The 15,583-nt window shown below is 67.1% G+C and carries 13 protein-coding genes; 11 read left to right on the plus strand and 2 right to left on the minus strand.

What is annotated here, in order from left to right; genetic code table 11:
• Positions 1-24: 24 nt before the first annotated feature.
• The 10 genes from CLM74_RS02265 (at position 25) to CLM74_RS02310 (ending at position 11,329) form a co-directional block, all read left to right on the plus strand.
• Positions 25-381, plus strand: coding sequence for a DUF1428 domain-containing protein (locus CLM74_RS02265; protein ID WP_025878383.1), 357 nt, complete (start codon positions 25-27; stop codon positions 379-381).
• A 45-nt stretch (positions 382-426) separates the two neighbouring features.
• A complete protein-coding gene (locus tag CLM74_RS02270) occupies positions 427-1,689 on the plus strand; it encodes an RNA polymerase sigma factor (RefSeq protein ID WP_105163351.1) in 1,263 nt (420 codons plus the stop codon).
• Positions 1,690-1,796: 107 nt separating this feature from the next.
• Positions 1,797-2,993 carry a hypothetical protein gene (locus CLM74_RS02275; protein WP_025878385.1) on the plus strand — a complete coding sequence of 399 codons (1,197 nt, stop codon included), beginning with the start codon at positions 1,797-1,799 and terminating at the stop codon, positions 2,991-2,993.
• Complete coding sequence (locus CLM74_RS02280; RefSeq protein ID WP_025878386.1) at positions 2,984-4,084, plus strand: hypothetical protein; 1,101 nt, start codon at positions 2,984-2,986, stop codon at positions 4,082-4,084. The genes CLM74_RS02275 and CLM74_RS02280 overlap by 10 nt, the downstream gene beginning before the upstream one ends.
• 134 nt (positions 4,085-4,218) lie before the next feature.
• Positions 4,219-4,893, plus strand: a complete 675-nt coding sequence (locus tag CLM74_RS02285; protein ID WP_025878387.1) for a hypothetical protein — start codon at positions 4,219-4,221, stop codon at positions 4,891-4,893.
• 16 nt (positions 4,894-4,909) lie between these two features.
• Complete coding sequence (locus tag CLM74_RS02290) at positions 4,910-6,556, plus strand: CsgG/HfaB family protein (RefSeq protein WP_025878388.1); 1,647 nt, start codon at positions 4,910-4,912, stop codon at positions 6,554-6,556.
• Positions 6,557-6,959: 403 nt separating this feature from the next.
• Positions 6,960-8,609 (plus strand): M28 family metallopeptidase, encoded by a 1,650-nt coding sequence (locus CLM74_RS02295; protein WP_032977069.1) that lies wholly within the window; start codon positions 6,960-6,962, stop codon positions 8,607-8,609.
• Between the two features lie 323 nt (positions 8,610-8,932).
• Entirely contained in the window at positions 8,933-10,192 is a 1,260-nt protein-coding gene (locus CLM74_RS02300) for a histidine kinase (protein ID WP_032977067.1), read from the plus strand.
• Complete coding sequence (locus tag CLM74_RS02305) at positions 10,182-10,952, plus strand: LytTR family DNA-binding domain-containing protein (protein WP_033830239.1); 771 nt, start codon at positions 10,182-10,184, stop codon at positions 10,950-10,952. Before CLM74_RS02300 ends, CLM74_RS02305 begins: the two co-directional genes overlap by 11 nt.
• A gap of 32 nt (positions 10,953-10,984) precedes the next feature.
• On the plus strand, positions 10,985-11,329 hold the full coding sequence (locus CLM74_RS02310; protein WP_025878392.1) for a hypothetical protein: 345 nt from the start codon (positions 10,985-10,987) through the stop codon (positions 11,327-11,329).
• 39 nt (positions 11,330-11,368) lie between these two features.
• Here CLM74_RS02310 and CLM74_RS02315 read toward each other — a convergent pair whose 3' ends face one another.
• Entirely contained in the window at positions 11,369-11,983 is a 615-nt protein-coding gene (locus CLM74_RS02315; protein WP_025878393.1) for a hypothetical protein, read from the minus strand.
• 309 nt (positions 11,984-12,292) lie between these two features.
• Here CLM74_RS02315 and CLM74_RS02320 point away from each other — a divergent pair, with 309 nt between their 5' ends.
• Entirely contained in the window at positions 12,293-13,222 is a 930-nt protein-coding gene (locus CLM74_RS02320) for an oxygenase MpaB family protein (protein ID WP_105163352.1), read from the plus strand.
• Positions 13,223-13,356: 134 nt separating this feature from the next.
• Here CLM74_RS02320 and CLM74_RS02325 read toward each other — a convergent pair whose 3' ends face one another.
• The gene (locus tag CLM74_RS02325; protein WP_105163353.1) at positions 13,357-15,468 is read right to left on the minus strand and encodes a M13 family metallopeptidase; all 2,112 of its coding nucleotides are present in this window, start codon (positions 15,466-15,468) and stop codon (positions 13,357-13,359) included.
• Between the last annotated feature and the right edge of the window lie 115 nt (positions 15,469-15,583).

The following is a 15,583-nucleotide window of genomic DNA, read 5'->3' on the forward strand; positions in this document are numbered from 1 at the left end:
GCGGCCGCCGCAGGGAGAATCCCCATGGCTTACGTGGATGCTTACGTATTGCCGTGCCCGCAGGACAAGGTGGCGGCCTATCGCCGCCTTGCCCGCCAGGCCGGCGCAGTGTGGAAGGACCATGGCGCGCTGCAGTACATGGAATGCGTGGCCGATGACGTGCAACCCGGGAAATCGACCTCGTTTCCGCAGGCGGTGAAGCTCAAGCCGGGCGAAACGGTGATCGTGGCCTTCGTGGTGTTCCGCACGCGTGCCGCGCGCGACCGCATCAACAAGAAGGTGATGGCCGACCCGCGGCTGGCGCATATCGGCCCGAAGGACATGCCGTTCGATACCAAGCGCATGTTCTGGGGCGGCTTCAAGCCGATCGTGGAAGCGTGAACGCCGGCGCTTGTGCGGGCCGGGCCCGCATGCTGTGATCGGCGCATGCACGAGCCCGCCCTGAGCCAGCGCCTGGACACCCTCTGGCGGATGGAATCGCCAGTGTTGATCGCGCGCCTGGCGCGCCTGCTCGGCGGCGATGTCGGTCGTGCCGAAGAGCTGGCCCAGGACACCTGGCTGGCCGCGCTGGAGCGTTGGCCGGTGCAGGGCATCCCGGACAATCCTGGAGCCTGGCTGATGACCACCGCGCGCAACCGTGCCATCGATGTGCTGCGCCAGCACCGTCGGGTGGCGCAGCAGCATGCGCAATGGGGAGAGGAACTGCATCCGGCCGCATTGCCCGCGCCGGACGACAGCCAGGCGCTGGAAGACGACATCGGCGATGACCTGCTGCGGCTGATGTTCGTGGCCTGCCATCCAGTCCTGCCTGCCGACGCGCGGGTAGCGCTGAGCCTGCGCCTGCTGGGCGGGCTGACCACGACCGAGATCGCCCGCGCGTTCCTGCAGCCGGAGCCGACCATCGCCCAGCGCATCGTGCGTGCCAAGCGCACGTTGGCGCAGAAGCAGATCCCCTACGAAGTGCCGCGTGCCGATGCATTGCCGGAGCGACTGGCCTCGGTGCTGGAGGCGATCTACCTGGTGTTCAACGAAGGCTATGCAGCCAGTGCGGGCGACGACTGGATGCGACCGGCGCTGTGCACCGAGGCGCTGCGGCTGGCGCGCATCCTCGCCCATCGCATGCCGGTGCCGCCGGTACTGGGTCTGTTGGCGCTGATGGAACTGCAGGCCTCGCGCGCGGCGGCACGGGTGGATGCGCAGGGTGCGCCGATCCTGCTGGACCAGCAGAACCGGGCGCGCTGGGACTGGCTGCAGATCGAACGCGGCCAGCAGGCACTGGCGCGTGCGGTGTCGGCGGGTGGCGGCGATGACCCCTATGTGCTGCAGGCGCGGATCGCTTTCTGCCATGCCAGTGCGCGGCGTGCCGAAGACACCGACTGGGCGCGCATCGCTGCACTGTATGCGCAGCTGCTGCAGGTGATGCCATCGCCGGTGGTGGCATTGAACCGGGTGGTGGCGGTGTCGCGCAGCGAAGGCGCGTTCGCGGCATGGGCACTGTTGCAGCCGCTGCTGGATGAGCCCCGCCTGCAGGGCTACGCACCGCTGATGGTGGTGCGCGGCGAACTGCTGCAGCAGCTGGGACGTGAGCAGGACGCGCGTGACGCATTCGCCTCGGCAGCGGCGTTGAGCCAGAACCAGGCAGAGCGGACCCTGCTGCGGCAACGGGCCGGCCTGCCGCAGGAAAATTGAAGCCGACAAGGTCAGCACTTGTCGGTTTGCCCCGGAGCGGCTATGTTTCGCGCCCAGCGGGCGTGTTCGCGCCTGTCATTCGTGTGTCGTGACCGAGGAGCGGTTGGATGTTTTCAAGGACGAAGAGCGCACCGCGCGCTTTTGCGCGCCTGCTTGCCTATGCCCTGTGCCTGGCCGTATGGCCGTTGGCCAGCCAGGCCGCAGACAAATCGCAGCAGGCCTACTGGGCCGGCTTTGCCTATACCGCTGACGCCGCCGCCGTACAGGCGACCACCCCGCATGCGCATGCCGTGCTGGAAAAGCGTGGCCTGATTCCGCTCAACCAGACCCTGGCACAGGCGCTCAAGCGCCGCGCACCGGCCAACCTGGAACTGATCGACCAGCCGGTGGCGATGCTCGATGGCACCACCAGCGCCGTGGTGCTGGCCGCTGCGCTGGACCGCGAGCTGGTATCGGTCGAACCGATCGGCGACCAGTACAAGGTGCTGGTGGAAGTGGCACTGCAGGCGCTGTTCTTCGATTTCCGCGAGCGCCAGGTGATCGCCTCCTATCCGCTTACCCTGCAGCGCATCGACGTGCAGGAGTACCGCCCGGACAGCGACGATATCGATGCGATCGTCGCCGATCTGCTGTACGGCGGTGCCGATACCAGCCTGTCGCAGGTGCTGGCCACCACCCTGGCCCAGGCCAAACTGCCGGAAGCGGCCACGCGTCGCCTGCAGGTGGGTGCGGTGACCTTGTCCGACGCCACGCTGGCCAAGCTGCCCGACCCGAAGTGGGCCGGTCCGCTGCGCGCCACGCTGGCACACGAACTGTCCAAGACGCTGTCGTCCAATACCGGTGTCGGCCTGCTGCCGCCGGCCTCGGGCCAGGCGATCGGCGGTGCCATGGCCGCGCGCTTTGCCGACGGCAAGGTCTACCAGCTGAAGATCCCCGAGGCCGACTACGTCATCAGCCTGCAGGTGGATGCGCTGAAGAACGGCGTCATCAGTGAAACGCCGGCGATGAAGACGATGCTGTTCGGCGCGTTCTTCACCGCCAAGGTCACCGAGCCGTTCTCCGGCAAGGTGTACTTCGAACAGCCGCTGCGCAAGGGCGCCACCAAGGTGGTGCCGGTCACGCAGTGGCAGGTCGACCAGTGGTCGGCCAGCTACGAAACCCTGCTGGCCGGCTTCGATGCCTTCGCCGGCGCCGCCGCCAAGCGCGCCGACTCGCGCGCCTGGCTGGACGAGCAGAAGCCCGGCGGACGCCCGCTGCAGCAACAGACCCAAGCCCTCCAGGAGTTGATCAAATCATGTCGCTGATGCGTACCATCCTGCTCATCCTCATCGCCCTGGCGGTGGCCTCGCCGGTCGCCGCGCAGACCGCCAGCTCGCGCGGTACCGGTTCGGCCAGCTACAGCCTGCGCCTGAGTGCCGATACCCGTGCGCAGGCCCTGAACAAGGCCAAGGCCAATGCACTGGAGGCGTACATCGCCGAATCCGGTGCGGCCAAGCTGCGCCTGTTCGAATCGCGTCGCGCCGAGTTCCTCGGTGAAATCGACCGCTACGTGCTCAGCGCCGTGCAGCTGTCGGACAACGAAGACAAGAAGGCCAAGACCTACAGCGTCACCGTCCGCGCCGAAATCAACACCACCCTGCTGCAGACCAAGCTGGACGCCGGTTCGGCCGTGGCCGGTGCCACCGCCGCACAGCGCTCGCTGCTGACCTTCCTGTTCATGGCGCGCTCGCAGGACACCGTGCAGTCGTTCCAGGACAAGGAGTACCGCCGCGTCGACGCCAGCAGCAGCTACAGCGAGAACACCCGTGAGGGCGACAGCTTCCGCGGCAACTCGGTCAGCACCAACGGCAGCATCAACCAGAACGGCTCGGTGTCGGTCACCAGCGGCGGCAGCACCACCGCCCGCAGCGACAACATCAGCTGGAAGGTGGCCAACGCCGCCGAAGTCAACACGGCCATGACCGGTGCCTTCAGCGCCGCCGGCTACGAAGTGGTTGAAGCCGAATACGTGGAAGGCGAGTCGCGCGGCCTGCTCAGCATCGAGCGCATCCGCAAGGACTTCAGCACCGGCAACGATCTCTCCGCGGCCACCCTGCGCGATACCGCCAACGGCATCCGTGCGGCGAACATCCCGTACATCGCCGTCGGTACCCTCGACGTCGGCATGCGCGACCGTGATCCGGCCAGCGGCAACACCCGCGTGTTCGTCACTGTCACCGGCAAGGTGCTGGACGTGACCGGTCGCTTCCCGCGCACCGTGTCGTCGGTGGGCCCGGTGCAGTTCTCCGGTACCGGCCCGAACGAAACCGTCGCCCGTACCAATGCACTGCAGCTGGCTGCCGAAAAGGCCGCCCAGCAGATGATCAACGAACTGAACGTCAAGGCGGTCCGCTGACGTTACCGCTGCGCTCGCCGGGCATGGCCCGGCGCTACCGGCCCTGGTGGGTGCCGAGCGTGCTCGGCACCGACCCGCTGCTATCCCCGATCCCGCGCGCCGCATTGCGGCCGTCTCTCCCAAAGGACTCTTCCATGATCCGTAATACCGCTCTCGTCGTGGCCATCGCGGCCGCCACCCTGTCGATGCCGGCCCACGCCCAGTTCGGCAAGCTGAAGGACCTGGCCGGTGGCGCCACCGGCAGCTCCAGCAGCAGCGCCAGCGCTGCCGCCCCGGACGAAGCCGCGCAGGAAGCGCTGGTCCGTCGTTTCGTCAGCTCGCAGTCGCACTCGCTGCAGGCACAGACCTCCTTCGCCCGTGCCTTCGGCCTGGCCGAGCAGGTGCAGCTGCTGGAAGCCGAGCGCCAGGCGCTGTCGTCCGGTTCGGTGAACGTCGATGCGATGAAGAAGTCGGTGTCGGTCAGCGAAGCCGCCCAGGCCGCCATCGACGAGCGCCAGGCCGCACAGCCGGAACTGAACGCTGAATCCAAGCAGCACTACGCCGAAGGCCTGGTCTCGCTGCTGGCCTCGGCTGCCGAAGCACAGAAGCTGAGCGGCGAAGCCAGCGGCTTTGCGGCCGGCATGAAGAACCTGGGCGCCACCCAGATGGCCACCGTTGGCCGCAAGCTGGCCGCCGGTGCCTGGGTTGCCAAGGAATCGCCGGGCTTCATCAAGGGCCTGTACGGCTCGACCAAGTCGGCTGTGACCTTCGCCAAGAAGAGCAAGGTGAAGGTGCCGTCCAACGCCGATTCGATGCTGGATTCGCTCTGATACGAGGCAGCTCCGCATGCGTACGACGACTCGATTGATCGGCCTGGGCCTGGCAGCGGCCCTGCTGGCAGCCTGCGGCAAGCAGGATGCACCGGCAGAAACCGCTCCGGCCAAGGACAAGGCTGCCAGTGCACTGGCCAGCAATGCGCCGGTGCAGGAAGCGCCCCTGCGTGGCACGCCGGATTTCGGCGGCACCACCCAGGTCGCGCGTGAAGCCGACGGTATCGGCAGCACCCCGGAACTGGCGGTGCTGGCGGCATTGCAGTCGGCCGTGGCCCAGGTCAACGGCGTACGCGTGGCCAGCCAGATGCAGAGCCTGCGCGCAGGCCTGCATGTGGACGTGGATGGTGAACACGTCGGCGATATCCGCGCCGACGCGTTCTCCCAGCAGATGATTGCCGGCTCGCAGGGCGCGGTGCTGGGCTATGAAATCCTCTCGCAGGATGAAGTGAGCCAGCTCGATGAAGAAACCATCGCCCGCGTGCGCGCCAGCGACGAAGGCTGGAGCTTCAAGGGGTCGGCCTCGGCCAGCGCTTCCGGCGAAGCCTCCGCCAAGGGCGGCTCGGCGTCGGCCAGCGTCAAGGAGAACTACGAAGAGCAGGTCAAGGTAGACGCCAAGCGCGGTGCCAGCTCCTTCGATTCGGATGTCACCCGGCGCAGCATGCGCAGTTACTGGAAGGTGCGTGTACGCGCGCAGATTGCCCAGTACCGCGCACCGGACGAAGAAGGCAAGCCGAAGATCGTGGTGGCCCTGCCGCGCACCAAGTCGGGCAGCTATGCCGTTGGCGATGGCCGGGTGAACGCCGACGAGGTCGCCCAGGCGATCCGCGCGCGGCTGTCCGACACGCTTACCCAGACCCAGCGTTTCATCGTGCTGGACCGCGAGTTCGGCGACGAACTGCAGGCCGAGATCGACCACATCAACAGTGGCAACGTGCGCCTGCAGGACACCGCGCGCGTTGGCCAGCAGCTGGCGACCGACCTGATCCTGATTCCGACCATCGAGCGGTTCGAGTACCCGCGCAGCGTGCGCAACCTGCGCATGTCCGATCGCCAGGTGACCTCGTATTCCGGTGGCGGCCGCATCACCCTGCGCCTGGTCAACGCCACCACCGGCCAGGTGGTGATGTCCGACAGCTTCGACCATCAGTTGGCCTCGACCGGCCCCAGCACGCTGCCGCGCGTGGTCAATGGCCGCAGCATGGCCGCCTCGATGATGGACTCGCTGTCCGGGCAGATCGGCAGCACGATCGTCACCACGCTGTTCCCGGTGTCGGTGGTGTCCGTCGATGGCGACCAGGTGGTGCTGAGCCAGGGCGGTGACACCGTGCAGGTCGGCCAGCGCTGGCAGGCCGTGCGCCTGGGCGAAGAGCTGAAGGACCCGCAGACCGGCCGTTCGCTCGGCCGTAGCGAGCATCCGTGCTGCACCATCCGCATCGACCGCGTTGCCGCGCAGACGTCCTACGGCACCCTGGAAGAGGGCGTCGACGCGATGCGCGGTGGTTTCCGCCCCGGCCAGATCGAACTGCGCCAGAAGCTGGGCAGCAAGCCCAAGGCCGCCGCCGGCGCAACCGCATCGGCCGCCCCGGCCGCCGCAGCGCGCCCGGCCAGCAAGCCGAAGCCCAAGCCCGCCGCCGCCCCGGCCGAAGACCCGAACTGGTAAGACACCTCGGTAATGCACAGATGGGGTCAGAGCCCTTTCCCGCCGGGAAAGGGATCTGACCCCTTCTTGTTGCGTGTCGACCAAGGTCGACACCTACCAAGAGCATCACAGAACGCCGTTCCGACAGATCGCAGAAATCTGTCCAAGGCGGGGAGGGTCCGGTTGCGGGAGTGTCCGCGGCATGGATGCCGCGGCCAAGGCCCCAAGGATGGGTTTACGGCGTCCCCCGCAGCCGGACCCTCCCCGCCATCCCACGGAATGCAGCTTCTGCTGTTGCTTGGGCTGTTGCTGTTGAGGTTGCCGGCCAGCGGCCGGCACTACCGCGGCTGCCGGGTGCAGGGCGCAGCCCTGCCGAACCTCTTACCCCTTACACTCCAGAACGATTTCCCTGCTGGAGAGAGCAATGAAGCGAGTAGTACTGGGCGTGCTGGCCCTGTCGGTGTCGAGCGCACTGATGGCGGCCACCCCGAAATTCGATGGCGCGCGGATCTCCGCCGACGTCAAGGAACTGGCCTCCGACGCCTACGAAGGCCGCTCCCCGGCCACCGCCGGCGAACAGAAGACCATCGCCTTCCTCAGCAAGCAGTTCGCCGACGCCGGCCTGCAGCCCGGCGGCGACCTGAAGGACGGCAAGCGCCTGTGGACCCAGGCCGTGCCGCTGCGCAAGGGCGACATCGTCGGCACCCCGCAGCTGTCGCTGCAGCAGGGCGGCAAGACCATCGCGCTGGAGCAGGGCAAGCAGATCGCCGTGCGTGCAGCCATGAACGGTGCGACCAGCGTGGACATCAGCAAGGCACCGCTGGTGTTCCTCGGTTACGGCGTAAAGGCGCCGGAGCGCAACTGGGACGACTTCAAGGGCGTGGACCTGAAGGGCAAGATCGCCGTCGTGCTGATCAACGACCCGGACTTCGAAACCGGCAAGGGCGACTTCGATGGCAAGGGCATGACCTGGTATGGCCGTTGGCCGTACAAGTACGAAGAAGGCGCACGCCAGGGCGCACTCGGTGTGCTGATCGTGCATGAGACCGCCCCGGCGTCGTATGGCTGGGCCACGGTGGCCGGCTCCAACACCAACACCATGTTCGACGTGGTGCGCGACAATCCGGCTGACAGCCATCCGCTGCTGGAAGGCTGGATCCAGCGCGATCTGGCAGTGGAACTGTTCCGCTCGGCCGGGCAGGATTTCGAGGCGCTGAAGAAGAAGGCGCAGCAGCGTGACTTCACCCCGGTGCCGCTGACCGGCGCCAGCCTGGATGCGAAGTACGCGGTGAAGACCGAAGTGATCACCTCGCACAACGTGGCCGCGCGCCTGGAAGGCAGCACGCATCCGGACGAGACCGTCATCTACAGCGCGCATTGGGACCACATCGGCGTGGGCGAGCCCGACGCACGCGGCGACCGCATCTTCAACGGCGCGCTGGACAACGCCAGCGGCACCGCCTCGCTGATCGAACTGGCACGCGGCTTCGCCAAGGCGCCGCGTCCGCAGCGTTCGGTCGTGTTCCTGGCGGTAACCGCCGAGGAGAAGGGCCTGCTGGGTTCGGAGTACTACGCAACGCACCCGCTGTACCCGCTGGAAAAGACCGTGGCGATGATCAACATGGACGGCATGGCGCCGTTCGGCCCGTCGCGCGATTTCGGCATCTACGGCGCGGCGCGCTTCGAGCTGCTGGACCAGCTGAAGGACGTGGCCAAGGGCTGGGACATCCGCTACACGCCGGACCCGAAGCCGGAAGCCGGCCTGTTCTTCCGCTCCGACCACTTCCCGTTCGCCAAGCGTGGCGTGCCCGCGCTGTCCTGGTCGGCCGGGCAGGACTGGGTGGACGGTGGCGTCGCGGCGGGCAAGAAGGCGTCCGAGGACTACACCGCCAAGCGTTACCACCAGCAGGGCGACGAGTGGCAGCCGGACTGGGTGTTTGCAGGCGCTGCGCGCGACCTGGAAGTGCTGTACACCCTGGGCAACCAGCTGGCCAATTCGCGCAGCTGGCCGAACTGGAGCAAGGACGAGGCGTTCCGCGCCGTCCGTGACGCCAGCGCCGACCAGCGCAGATAACGGAATGCGCCGGGCTCACCCGGCGCCTCCCCGGTTGCCGGCCGCTGGCCGGCAATCCGGTGATGCCTGGTAGTGCCGGCCGCTGGCCGGCAACCCGGTGATGTCTGGTAGTGCCGGCCGCTGGCCGGCAACCCGGTGATGTCTGGTAGTGCCGGCCGCTGGCCGGCAACCCGGTGATGCTTCCGGAAGCGATGGGGAGCCGGCCAGCGGCCGGCACTACCAGAACCGGTTCCATCCACCCTTTCCCGGCCTTCGTCGCACATCGCTTGTTTGCCCGAAGGGCCGCTCTATGCTCGGCTCACCCCTTCCACCAAGGCGCCGCCGTGATCGCCAGCTTCTCCCTCATCATCCGTCATCTGCTGGCCTGGGCCGCGGCGCTGTTCGTTGCCGGCATGGTCTGGAGTGGCATCTTCAGCGGCATGAACGACGGCCCAGGCTGGGTGTTCGGGCTGCTGGTGATGTTCCTGATGATTTCCGCGCTGGGCAGCGCGATCACCCACGTGCGCCGGGTCTGGCTGGTGGCCGGTCGCCTCGATGGCGCCACCTTGTCCGGCCGCCAGCGCCGGCAGATCGAACTGCCGATGGATGCCGGCCAGGCCTTCGCAGTGGTCGAGGCTGCCGTCGGCGAACTGCCGCGGGTGGAAGAGGTGGAGAGTTCTGCTGGCAGTCTGCAGGTACGTGCCTATGTGCGGCGCGTCGACCTGTGGAACGGCCGGCAACCGTCGCGCTGGAACCTGCCGGCGCGGCTGGCGATCAAACGCAACAGCGTGCTGGCCACGGTAACGCCGGGGCAGGGCACCAGCACCGTCACCCTGCTGTTCGAACCGGACGCCGGCTGGTGGGCCGATCTGCTGGCACTGGATGAAGGCAGCAACTATGAGAACGCCGAAGCGGTGACCCGTGCGATCAGCCGCCGCGTGGCCGACCAGCGCCGCGACGAGCAGGCCGCTGCCGAACAGACCCAGGTGGAAAAGGAACTGTCGGTCGCGCGCTTGAACCTGCTGCACGCGCAGGTCGAGCCGCACTTCCTGTACAACTCGCTGGCCAATGCACAGGTGCTGACCCGCACCGACCCGGCACGCGCCGAGCAGATGCTCGGCCACTTGATCCAGTACCTGCGCAGTTCGCTGCCGCAGGTGGATGAATCGGTTTCCACGCTGGGCGTGGAGCTGGAACGTACCCGCGCCTATCTGGAAATCCTGCGCATCCGCATGGGCGCACGGCTGGCGGTGGAAGTGCAGGTGCCCACCGAGCTGCACGAAGTGAAGATGCCGGCGATGGCGCTGCAGACCCTGGTCGAGAATGCGATCAAGCACGGCCTGGAGCCCAAGCCCGGCGGCGGCACGATCTGGATTCTCGCGCGTGGTTTCGATGACCATGTCACCGTGACGGTCGCCGACGATGGGCTCGGTTTCGGACAGGGCACCAGCGGCACCGGCATCGGCCTGAAGAACCTGCGCGAGCGCCTGCGGCTGACCTGCGGCGAGCAGGCCGGAGTGGCGATCGTGGCCAATTTCCCCAGTGGTGTAGCCGCTACCATGACCCTGCCGCAGTCGGCCAAGGAGCCCAGCCATGCCGCTTGAAGCGCTGATTGCCGAAGACGAGGAGCTGCTGCGGCACTCGCTGGTCGAGCAGCTCGGGCGGCTGTGGCCGGAGCTGAAGCTGGTGGCCGAATGCGAGGACGGTGCCAGTGCGCTGGAACAGCTGGCCGAGAAGCAGCCGGACATCGCCTTCCTCGACATCCGCATGCCCGGCATCAGCGGCATCGAAGTGGCGCGGTCATTGGCCGAACTGAGCCCGCGCACCCAGGTGGTGTTCGTCACCGCCTACGACCAGTACGCCATCGATGCCTTCGAGCAGGGCGCGATGGATTACCTGCTCAAGCCGGTCAGTGACGAACGGCTGCTGGCCACGCGCGATCGCATTCTTTCGCGGCTGCCATCCACGCGCCAGGACGATGCGGTGCTGGAGCGCCTGCTGCAGCGCCTGGGTGCAGGCCCGGCCGCCAACGACCGGCCGCCCCTGGCCTGGATCACCGCCAGCAACGGCCGCGATACGCAGCTGATCATGCTCGACGATGTGATCTATTTCCGTGCTGACAACAAGTACACCACCGTGGTCACTGCCGCCGGCGAAAGCCTGCTGCGCACACCGCTGCGCGAGCTGCTGGAAGTGCTCGATCCGCTGCACTTCCGCCAGGTACATCGCTCCACCATCGTCAACATGAAGGCGGTGGCAGCCGTCAGCCGCGACGATACCGGCCGTGGCGTGCTGCGCCTGCGCCAGCGTGCCGAGACCCTGGTGGTCAGCCAGCCGTTCATGAGCCTGTTCCGCGGCATGTAGCCGCAGCCATTGCCATCCACCGAGGAACGAACATGCGCCGTATCCTGCTTGTAGGTCTCGCCGTGCTGGCCATCGCCGGCTGCGAAAAGTCCAGCAACACGTCGATCACCCGCACCAATGCCAATGGCGTGGACACGCTGTACAGCAAGAGCACGGTGGTCGATGGCGTGGCGCGTTTCGAATGCATCGCCAGCAGCAGTGGCCAATGCCATTACCTGGTGCTGGCGCCGGGCTGCAGCACCGACACCGCTTGCGCGACGCCGCCGCTGCGCCGGTTCGCGGTGGCCGCAGGCAAGACCGAGCAGGTCAGTGGCCTGCCGAAGGACTTCCGCCAGTGCGTCAGCGACGTGCAGAAAGAACAATGCCACCGTGACTGAGCACGGTGGCATTGTGGCTCCCCCCGGATTGCGTTCGGCTCAGTAAGCCGGCTGCAGCGTCATGTCGTGATGGTGTTCGGTTTCACCGACATGATTCAGGCGACCCACCAGTTCGGAGTGCTGCTTCATGCGCCCGATCTCGGTCATGATGCGGATGTCCTCGTGGCGCAGCTCGCGCTTGGCGGTGACCGCCTGCTTGTAGTCCAGCACTTCCGGATAGTGTTCAGCCAGGTCCAGCGCTTCGGCCACGTGCTCGACGCTGTCGGCCTTGGAGGTGATGCGCGCGCGGCTGTTGAAGGCCTTCATCCAGCGTTCGAAGCCCGCTGTGCGGTCGAACATGTTGGCCATGAACCAGATCACGAACAGGATCGAGATCCACGAGCCGAACACCACGACCACGCGGGTGAAGGTGATGTGGTAATCGTCGCGCCACAGGTAATTGGTGATCAGGCCGAGGATCAGCAGCGAAGCTGCCTGCCATCCGACGATCGAAGTGATCAGCCATTGGCACTTGGCCTGGGCCAGCACCGCCACTTCATCGCGGATCTGCTGTTCGCTGAGGCTGCGCCAGTGCGCGACCTGTTTTTCGAACGGGCTGCTGTAGAGCTCGTTGTCGCGAAGCAGTAATCCCAAACCCTTGAACAAAGCAATCATGGCTGGCTCCTTGTGGAACGTGCGGCGATCTGCAGTGGACGGTGTGGCGGGTTCAGTTCTAGCACTTCCAGCGAGCGGTGCAATGGCCTCAAGGCCACGCGGCACAAGGGCTCAGCCTGAACAGGTGAATATTGTTGCGACGCAGCATTGCCCGCATGGCCTGCGACAGGATGTCGCAGGGTGAAATGTGCTGCGCGCGCACATGAAACCGACGCTGAGCGGATGGGCTCGCTGTGTCGGTCGTGATCGACCAGAATCGGGGTGGACCGCGCAGGACGTGGTCCGTCCCTCCGCCGATCTGGACCCGTGATGCCGCCGTTGCTGCACCGTCTTTCCCGCCCCGTCACCGCGCCGATCCGGCGCTGGGTCCTGGATGCGTTTCCGCGTGGCCAGAGCGGCATCGACTACGACCATCCACTGGGCGATCCCGGCTGGTTCGGGCCGAACAGCGTCACCTGGCGGATGCACGCTGAGCTGCCCTCGATGCTGGCCGGCGGTCTGTGTGCGCTGATGCTGCAGACGCTGCATCCGCGCGCGCTGGCCGGTGTCTACGATCATTCCAATTTCCGCCAGGACCTGGTCGGCCGCCTGCGCCGTACCACTGCTTTCGTGGCCGGCACCAGCTACGCGCCGGCGCGCGAGGTGGAAGCGCTGGTGGCCAAGGTGCGGCGCATCCACGCGCAGGTCCGCGGGCATACCGCGCAGGGTGAGCCGTATGCCGCCGATGATCCGCACCTGCTGACGTGGGTGCACGTGACCGAGGCCTACGGCTTCCTGCAGGGCTATCGTCGCTACGGGCGCGAGGTGCCTGCCGCGATTGCCGACCGCTATTACGACGAGTACCGCTGCGTGGCCGAAGCGCTGGGCGCGGTGGACGTACCACGCAGTGCAGCGGAAGTGGATGCGTATTTCTGCGCACGGCAGCCGGAGCTGGTGGTGGACGAACGCTCCCGCGAAGTGTTGCAGGTGCTGTCCGGCGTGCGCCTGCCGGTGCCGGTGCCCGGCCTGTCGCGCGAGATCTTCCTCGGTGCCGGTGCCGCGCTGCTGCCGGACTGGGCCGAGGGCATGCTCGAGCGCAGCACGCGCCAGCGTGCGCAGGCCGCAGCTTCGGCGAAGCTGATGCAGGGCATGGCGCCGCTGTTCCGCCGCGCGCTGCCCGACGGCCTGGCGAGCCGCGCCTGCGCCCGCGTGGGTGTGCCGGTGGAATCGTTGCGCGAGTGGCCGGCATTGCCCCGGTAGGCGCCGACCTTGGTTGGCGCGCCTTGCCGCGGTGCCCATCCATGCCACGTGTGGATGGCGAAAAACTGCCAACCGAGGTTGGCGTCTACCCATGGAAATAAAACGGGCGCCTTTCGGCGCCCGTCTGCGTTACATCACCACACCTTGACCCGCTTGTCCGGGGCCAGGTACAGCTTCTGGCCTTCCTTCACTTCAAACGCCGGGTACCAGGCGTCGATGTTGCGCACCGTCAACGCGCGGAACTGGCCCGGTGCATGCACGTCGGTCAGCAGCGAATTGCGCAGCGCCTGCTCGCGGCTCTTGCTGCGCCAGGCCTGGGCGAAGCCGAGGAAGAAGCGCTGGTCCGGGCTGAAACCTTCCAGGGTCTGGCCCGGCTTGCCCTGCAGCGACAGCTGGTAGGCGTCGTAGGCGGTACCCAGGCCGGCGACATCGGCGATGTTCTCGCCCAGCGTCAGCTTGCCGTTCACATGTACACCCGGGAACGGCTCGTAGCTGCTGAACTGCGCGGCCAGTGCATCGCCGGCTGCGTTGAACTGCTTGAGGTCTTCGGCCGTCCACCAGTTGTGCAGCTTGCCGGTGTCGTCGAACAACGCACCCGCGTTGTCGAAGCCATGGCTGATTTCGTGGCCGATCACCGCGCCGATCGCACCGTAGTTCACTGCGTCGTCGGCGGCACCGTCGAAGAACGGCGGCTGCAGGATCGCCGCCGGGAACACCAGGCGGTTTTCCAGCGGCACGTTCATCGCGTTGATGGTCTGCGGCAGCATCGCCCACTCGCTGTGGTCGACCGGCTTGCCCAGCTTGGCGATGTTGCGCTGGTACTCGAACAGCTCGGCGCGCTGCGCATTGCCCAGCGGATCATCACGACGGATGTCCAGGCCGGTGTAGTCGCGCCACTTGTCCGGATAGCCCATGCCCACGGTCAGGCCGGCCACCTTGGCCTTGGCGCTGGCCTTGGTCTGCGGTGACATCCAGGCCAGTGCATCGATGCGCTTGGCGAAGGCGGCGATGATGTTCTTGGCCATCTCGTCGGCACGTTCCTTGGTCTTCGCATCGAAGTGCTTTTCGACGTAACGCTTGCCGATGGCCTCGCCGACGGCATGGTTGGCGTCATCCACGGCACGCTTCCAGCGGTCGCTCTGCTGCGGCGTACCGCTCAGCGCGGTGCCGTGGAAGGCGAAGCGCGCATCGGCGAACTTCTTCGGCAGGTAGGCAGCGGCGCGGTCCAGCGCGTGGAAGGTCATGTAGTCCTTCCAGGCATCCAGCGGCTCGGTGGCCACCAGCTTGGACAGGCCGGCCACGGCCTTGGGCTGCCACACGATGAAGTCCTGCTGCTGGCCAAGCTTGGCGGCGTCCAGGAACGCGGCCCAGTCCATGCCCGGGGCCTTGGCGTTGAAGTCGGCCTGGGTCCAGGGGTTGGCGCCCTTGGTCACGTCATTGGTTTCTTCCTGCGTGGCATGCGCCTGGGCGATCTTCGTTTCCAGGGCGAGGATGCGCTGCGCCTTGCCGGCCGGGTCGGCCACGCCGGCCAGCTGCAGTACCTGCGCGATGTAGGCCTGGTACTGCTTGCGCAGGTCGGCCATGCGGCCACCGCCCAGGTAGAAATCGCGGTCCGGCATGCCCAGGCCGCCCTGCACCAGGTACGGCGCGGTACGGTCCGGCTGCAGCAGGTCCACCGACACCCACAGGCCGAACAGGCGGTCGGTATAGAAGTTGGTGGCATTGAGCAGGTCGACGTCGGCGCGCATGTCGCCGCCGAGGGCGCGGGCCAGGCCGGCCTTGTCGGCGATCGCATCGATGTTCTTCAGCTGCGGCTGCACCGGTGCCAGGCCGCGCTGCTCGATGCCGGCCTCGTCCATGTAGGCGGCGTAGTAGTCGCCGATCAGCTTGTCTTCGCCGCTGGCCTGGGCGTTGCCGGCAGCGCCTTCCAGGATCGCGCGGGTGTCGGCCTGGGTCTTCTCGGCAATCACGTTGAAGCTGCCGAAGCGCGAGCGGTCGGCCGGAATCTCAGTGTTCTTCACCCAGCTGCCGTTGGCGAAACCGAAGAAGTCGTCACCGGCGGCGATGCTGCGGTCCATGCCACTGGCATCGAAACCAAAACTGCCCAGCATCGGCTTGGCGGCAGCGGGTGTCGCCTCGGCCGGTGCGGCGGTGCCGGCGGCCGGATCGGCCGGGCGGTCGCAGGCGGCCAGGGACAGGCTGGCAACGATGGCCAGTGCCAGGGTGGGGCGGCGCAGCTTGGACATGGACTTCTCTTGCGGCGGAAAACTCCAAGTCTAATCCGCTGCGGGCCGGCTGGACGTGCTCGACAGGGCCAGCACTGTGCGTGATCTGGCTGAACACGCCGCAGCGATCTTCACG

Origin of the sequence: Stenotrophomonas sp. MYb57 (assembly GCF_002966815.1) — a bacterium.
Classification (GTDB): Bacteria; Pseudomonadota; Gammaproteobacteria; order Xanthomonadales; family Xanthomonadaceae; genus Stenotrophomonas; species Stenotrophomonas indicatrix.

Bases quoted from the DNA above. Each gene is read 5' to 3' on its own strand.
- CLM74_RS02265 (WP_025878383.1), top strand. From the start codon at position 25: ATGGCTTACGTGGATGCTTACGTATTGCCGTGCCCGCAGGACAAGGTG.
- CLM74_RS02270 (WP_105163351.1), top strand. From the start codon at position 427: ATGCACGAGCCCGCCCTGAGCCAGCGCCTGGACACCCTCTGGCGGATG.
- CLM74_RS02275 (WP_025878385.1), top strand. From the start codon at position 1,797: ATGTTTTCAAGGACGAAGAGCGCACCGCGCGCTTTTGCGCGCCTGCTT.
- CLM74_RS02280 (WP_025878386.1), top strand. From the start codon at position 2,984: ATGTCGCTGATGCGTACCATCCTGCTCATCCTCATCGCCCTGGCGGTG.
- CLM74_RS02285 (WP_025878387.1), top strand. From the start codon at position 4,219: ATGATCCGTAATACCGCTCTCGTCGTGGCCATCGCGGCCGCCACCCTG.
- CLM74_RS02290 (WP_025878388.1), top strand. From the start codon at position 4,910: ATGCGTACGACGACTCGATTGATCGGCCTGGGCCTGGCAGCGGCCCTG.
- CLM74_RS02295 (WP_032977069.1), top strand. From the start codon at position 6,960: ATGAAGCGAGTAGTACTGGGCGTGCTGGCCCTGTCGGTGTCGAGCGCA.
- CLM74_RS02305 (WP_033830239.1), top strand. From the start codon at position 10,182: ATGCCGCTTGAAGCGCTGATTGCCGAAGACGAGGAGCTGCTGCGGCAC.
- CLM74_RS02310 (WP_025878392.1), top strand. From the start codon at position 10,985: ATGCGCCGTATCCTGCTTGTAGGTCTCGCCGTGCTGGCCATCGCCGGC.
- CLM74_RS02315 (WP_025878393.1), bottom strand. From the start codon at position 11,983: ATGATTGCTTTGTTCAAGGGTTTGGGATTACTGCTTCGCGACAACGAG.
- CLM74_RS02320 (WP_105163352.1), top strand. From the start codon at position 12,293: ATGCCGCCGTTGCTGCACCGTCTTTCCCGCCCCGTCACCGCGCCGATC.
- CLM74_RS02325 (WP_105163353.1), bottom strand. From the start codon at position 15,468: ATGTCCAAGCTGCGCCGCCCCACCCTGGCACTGGCCATCGTTGCCAGC.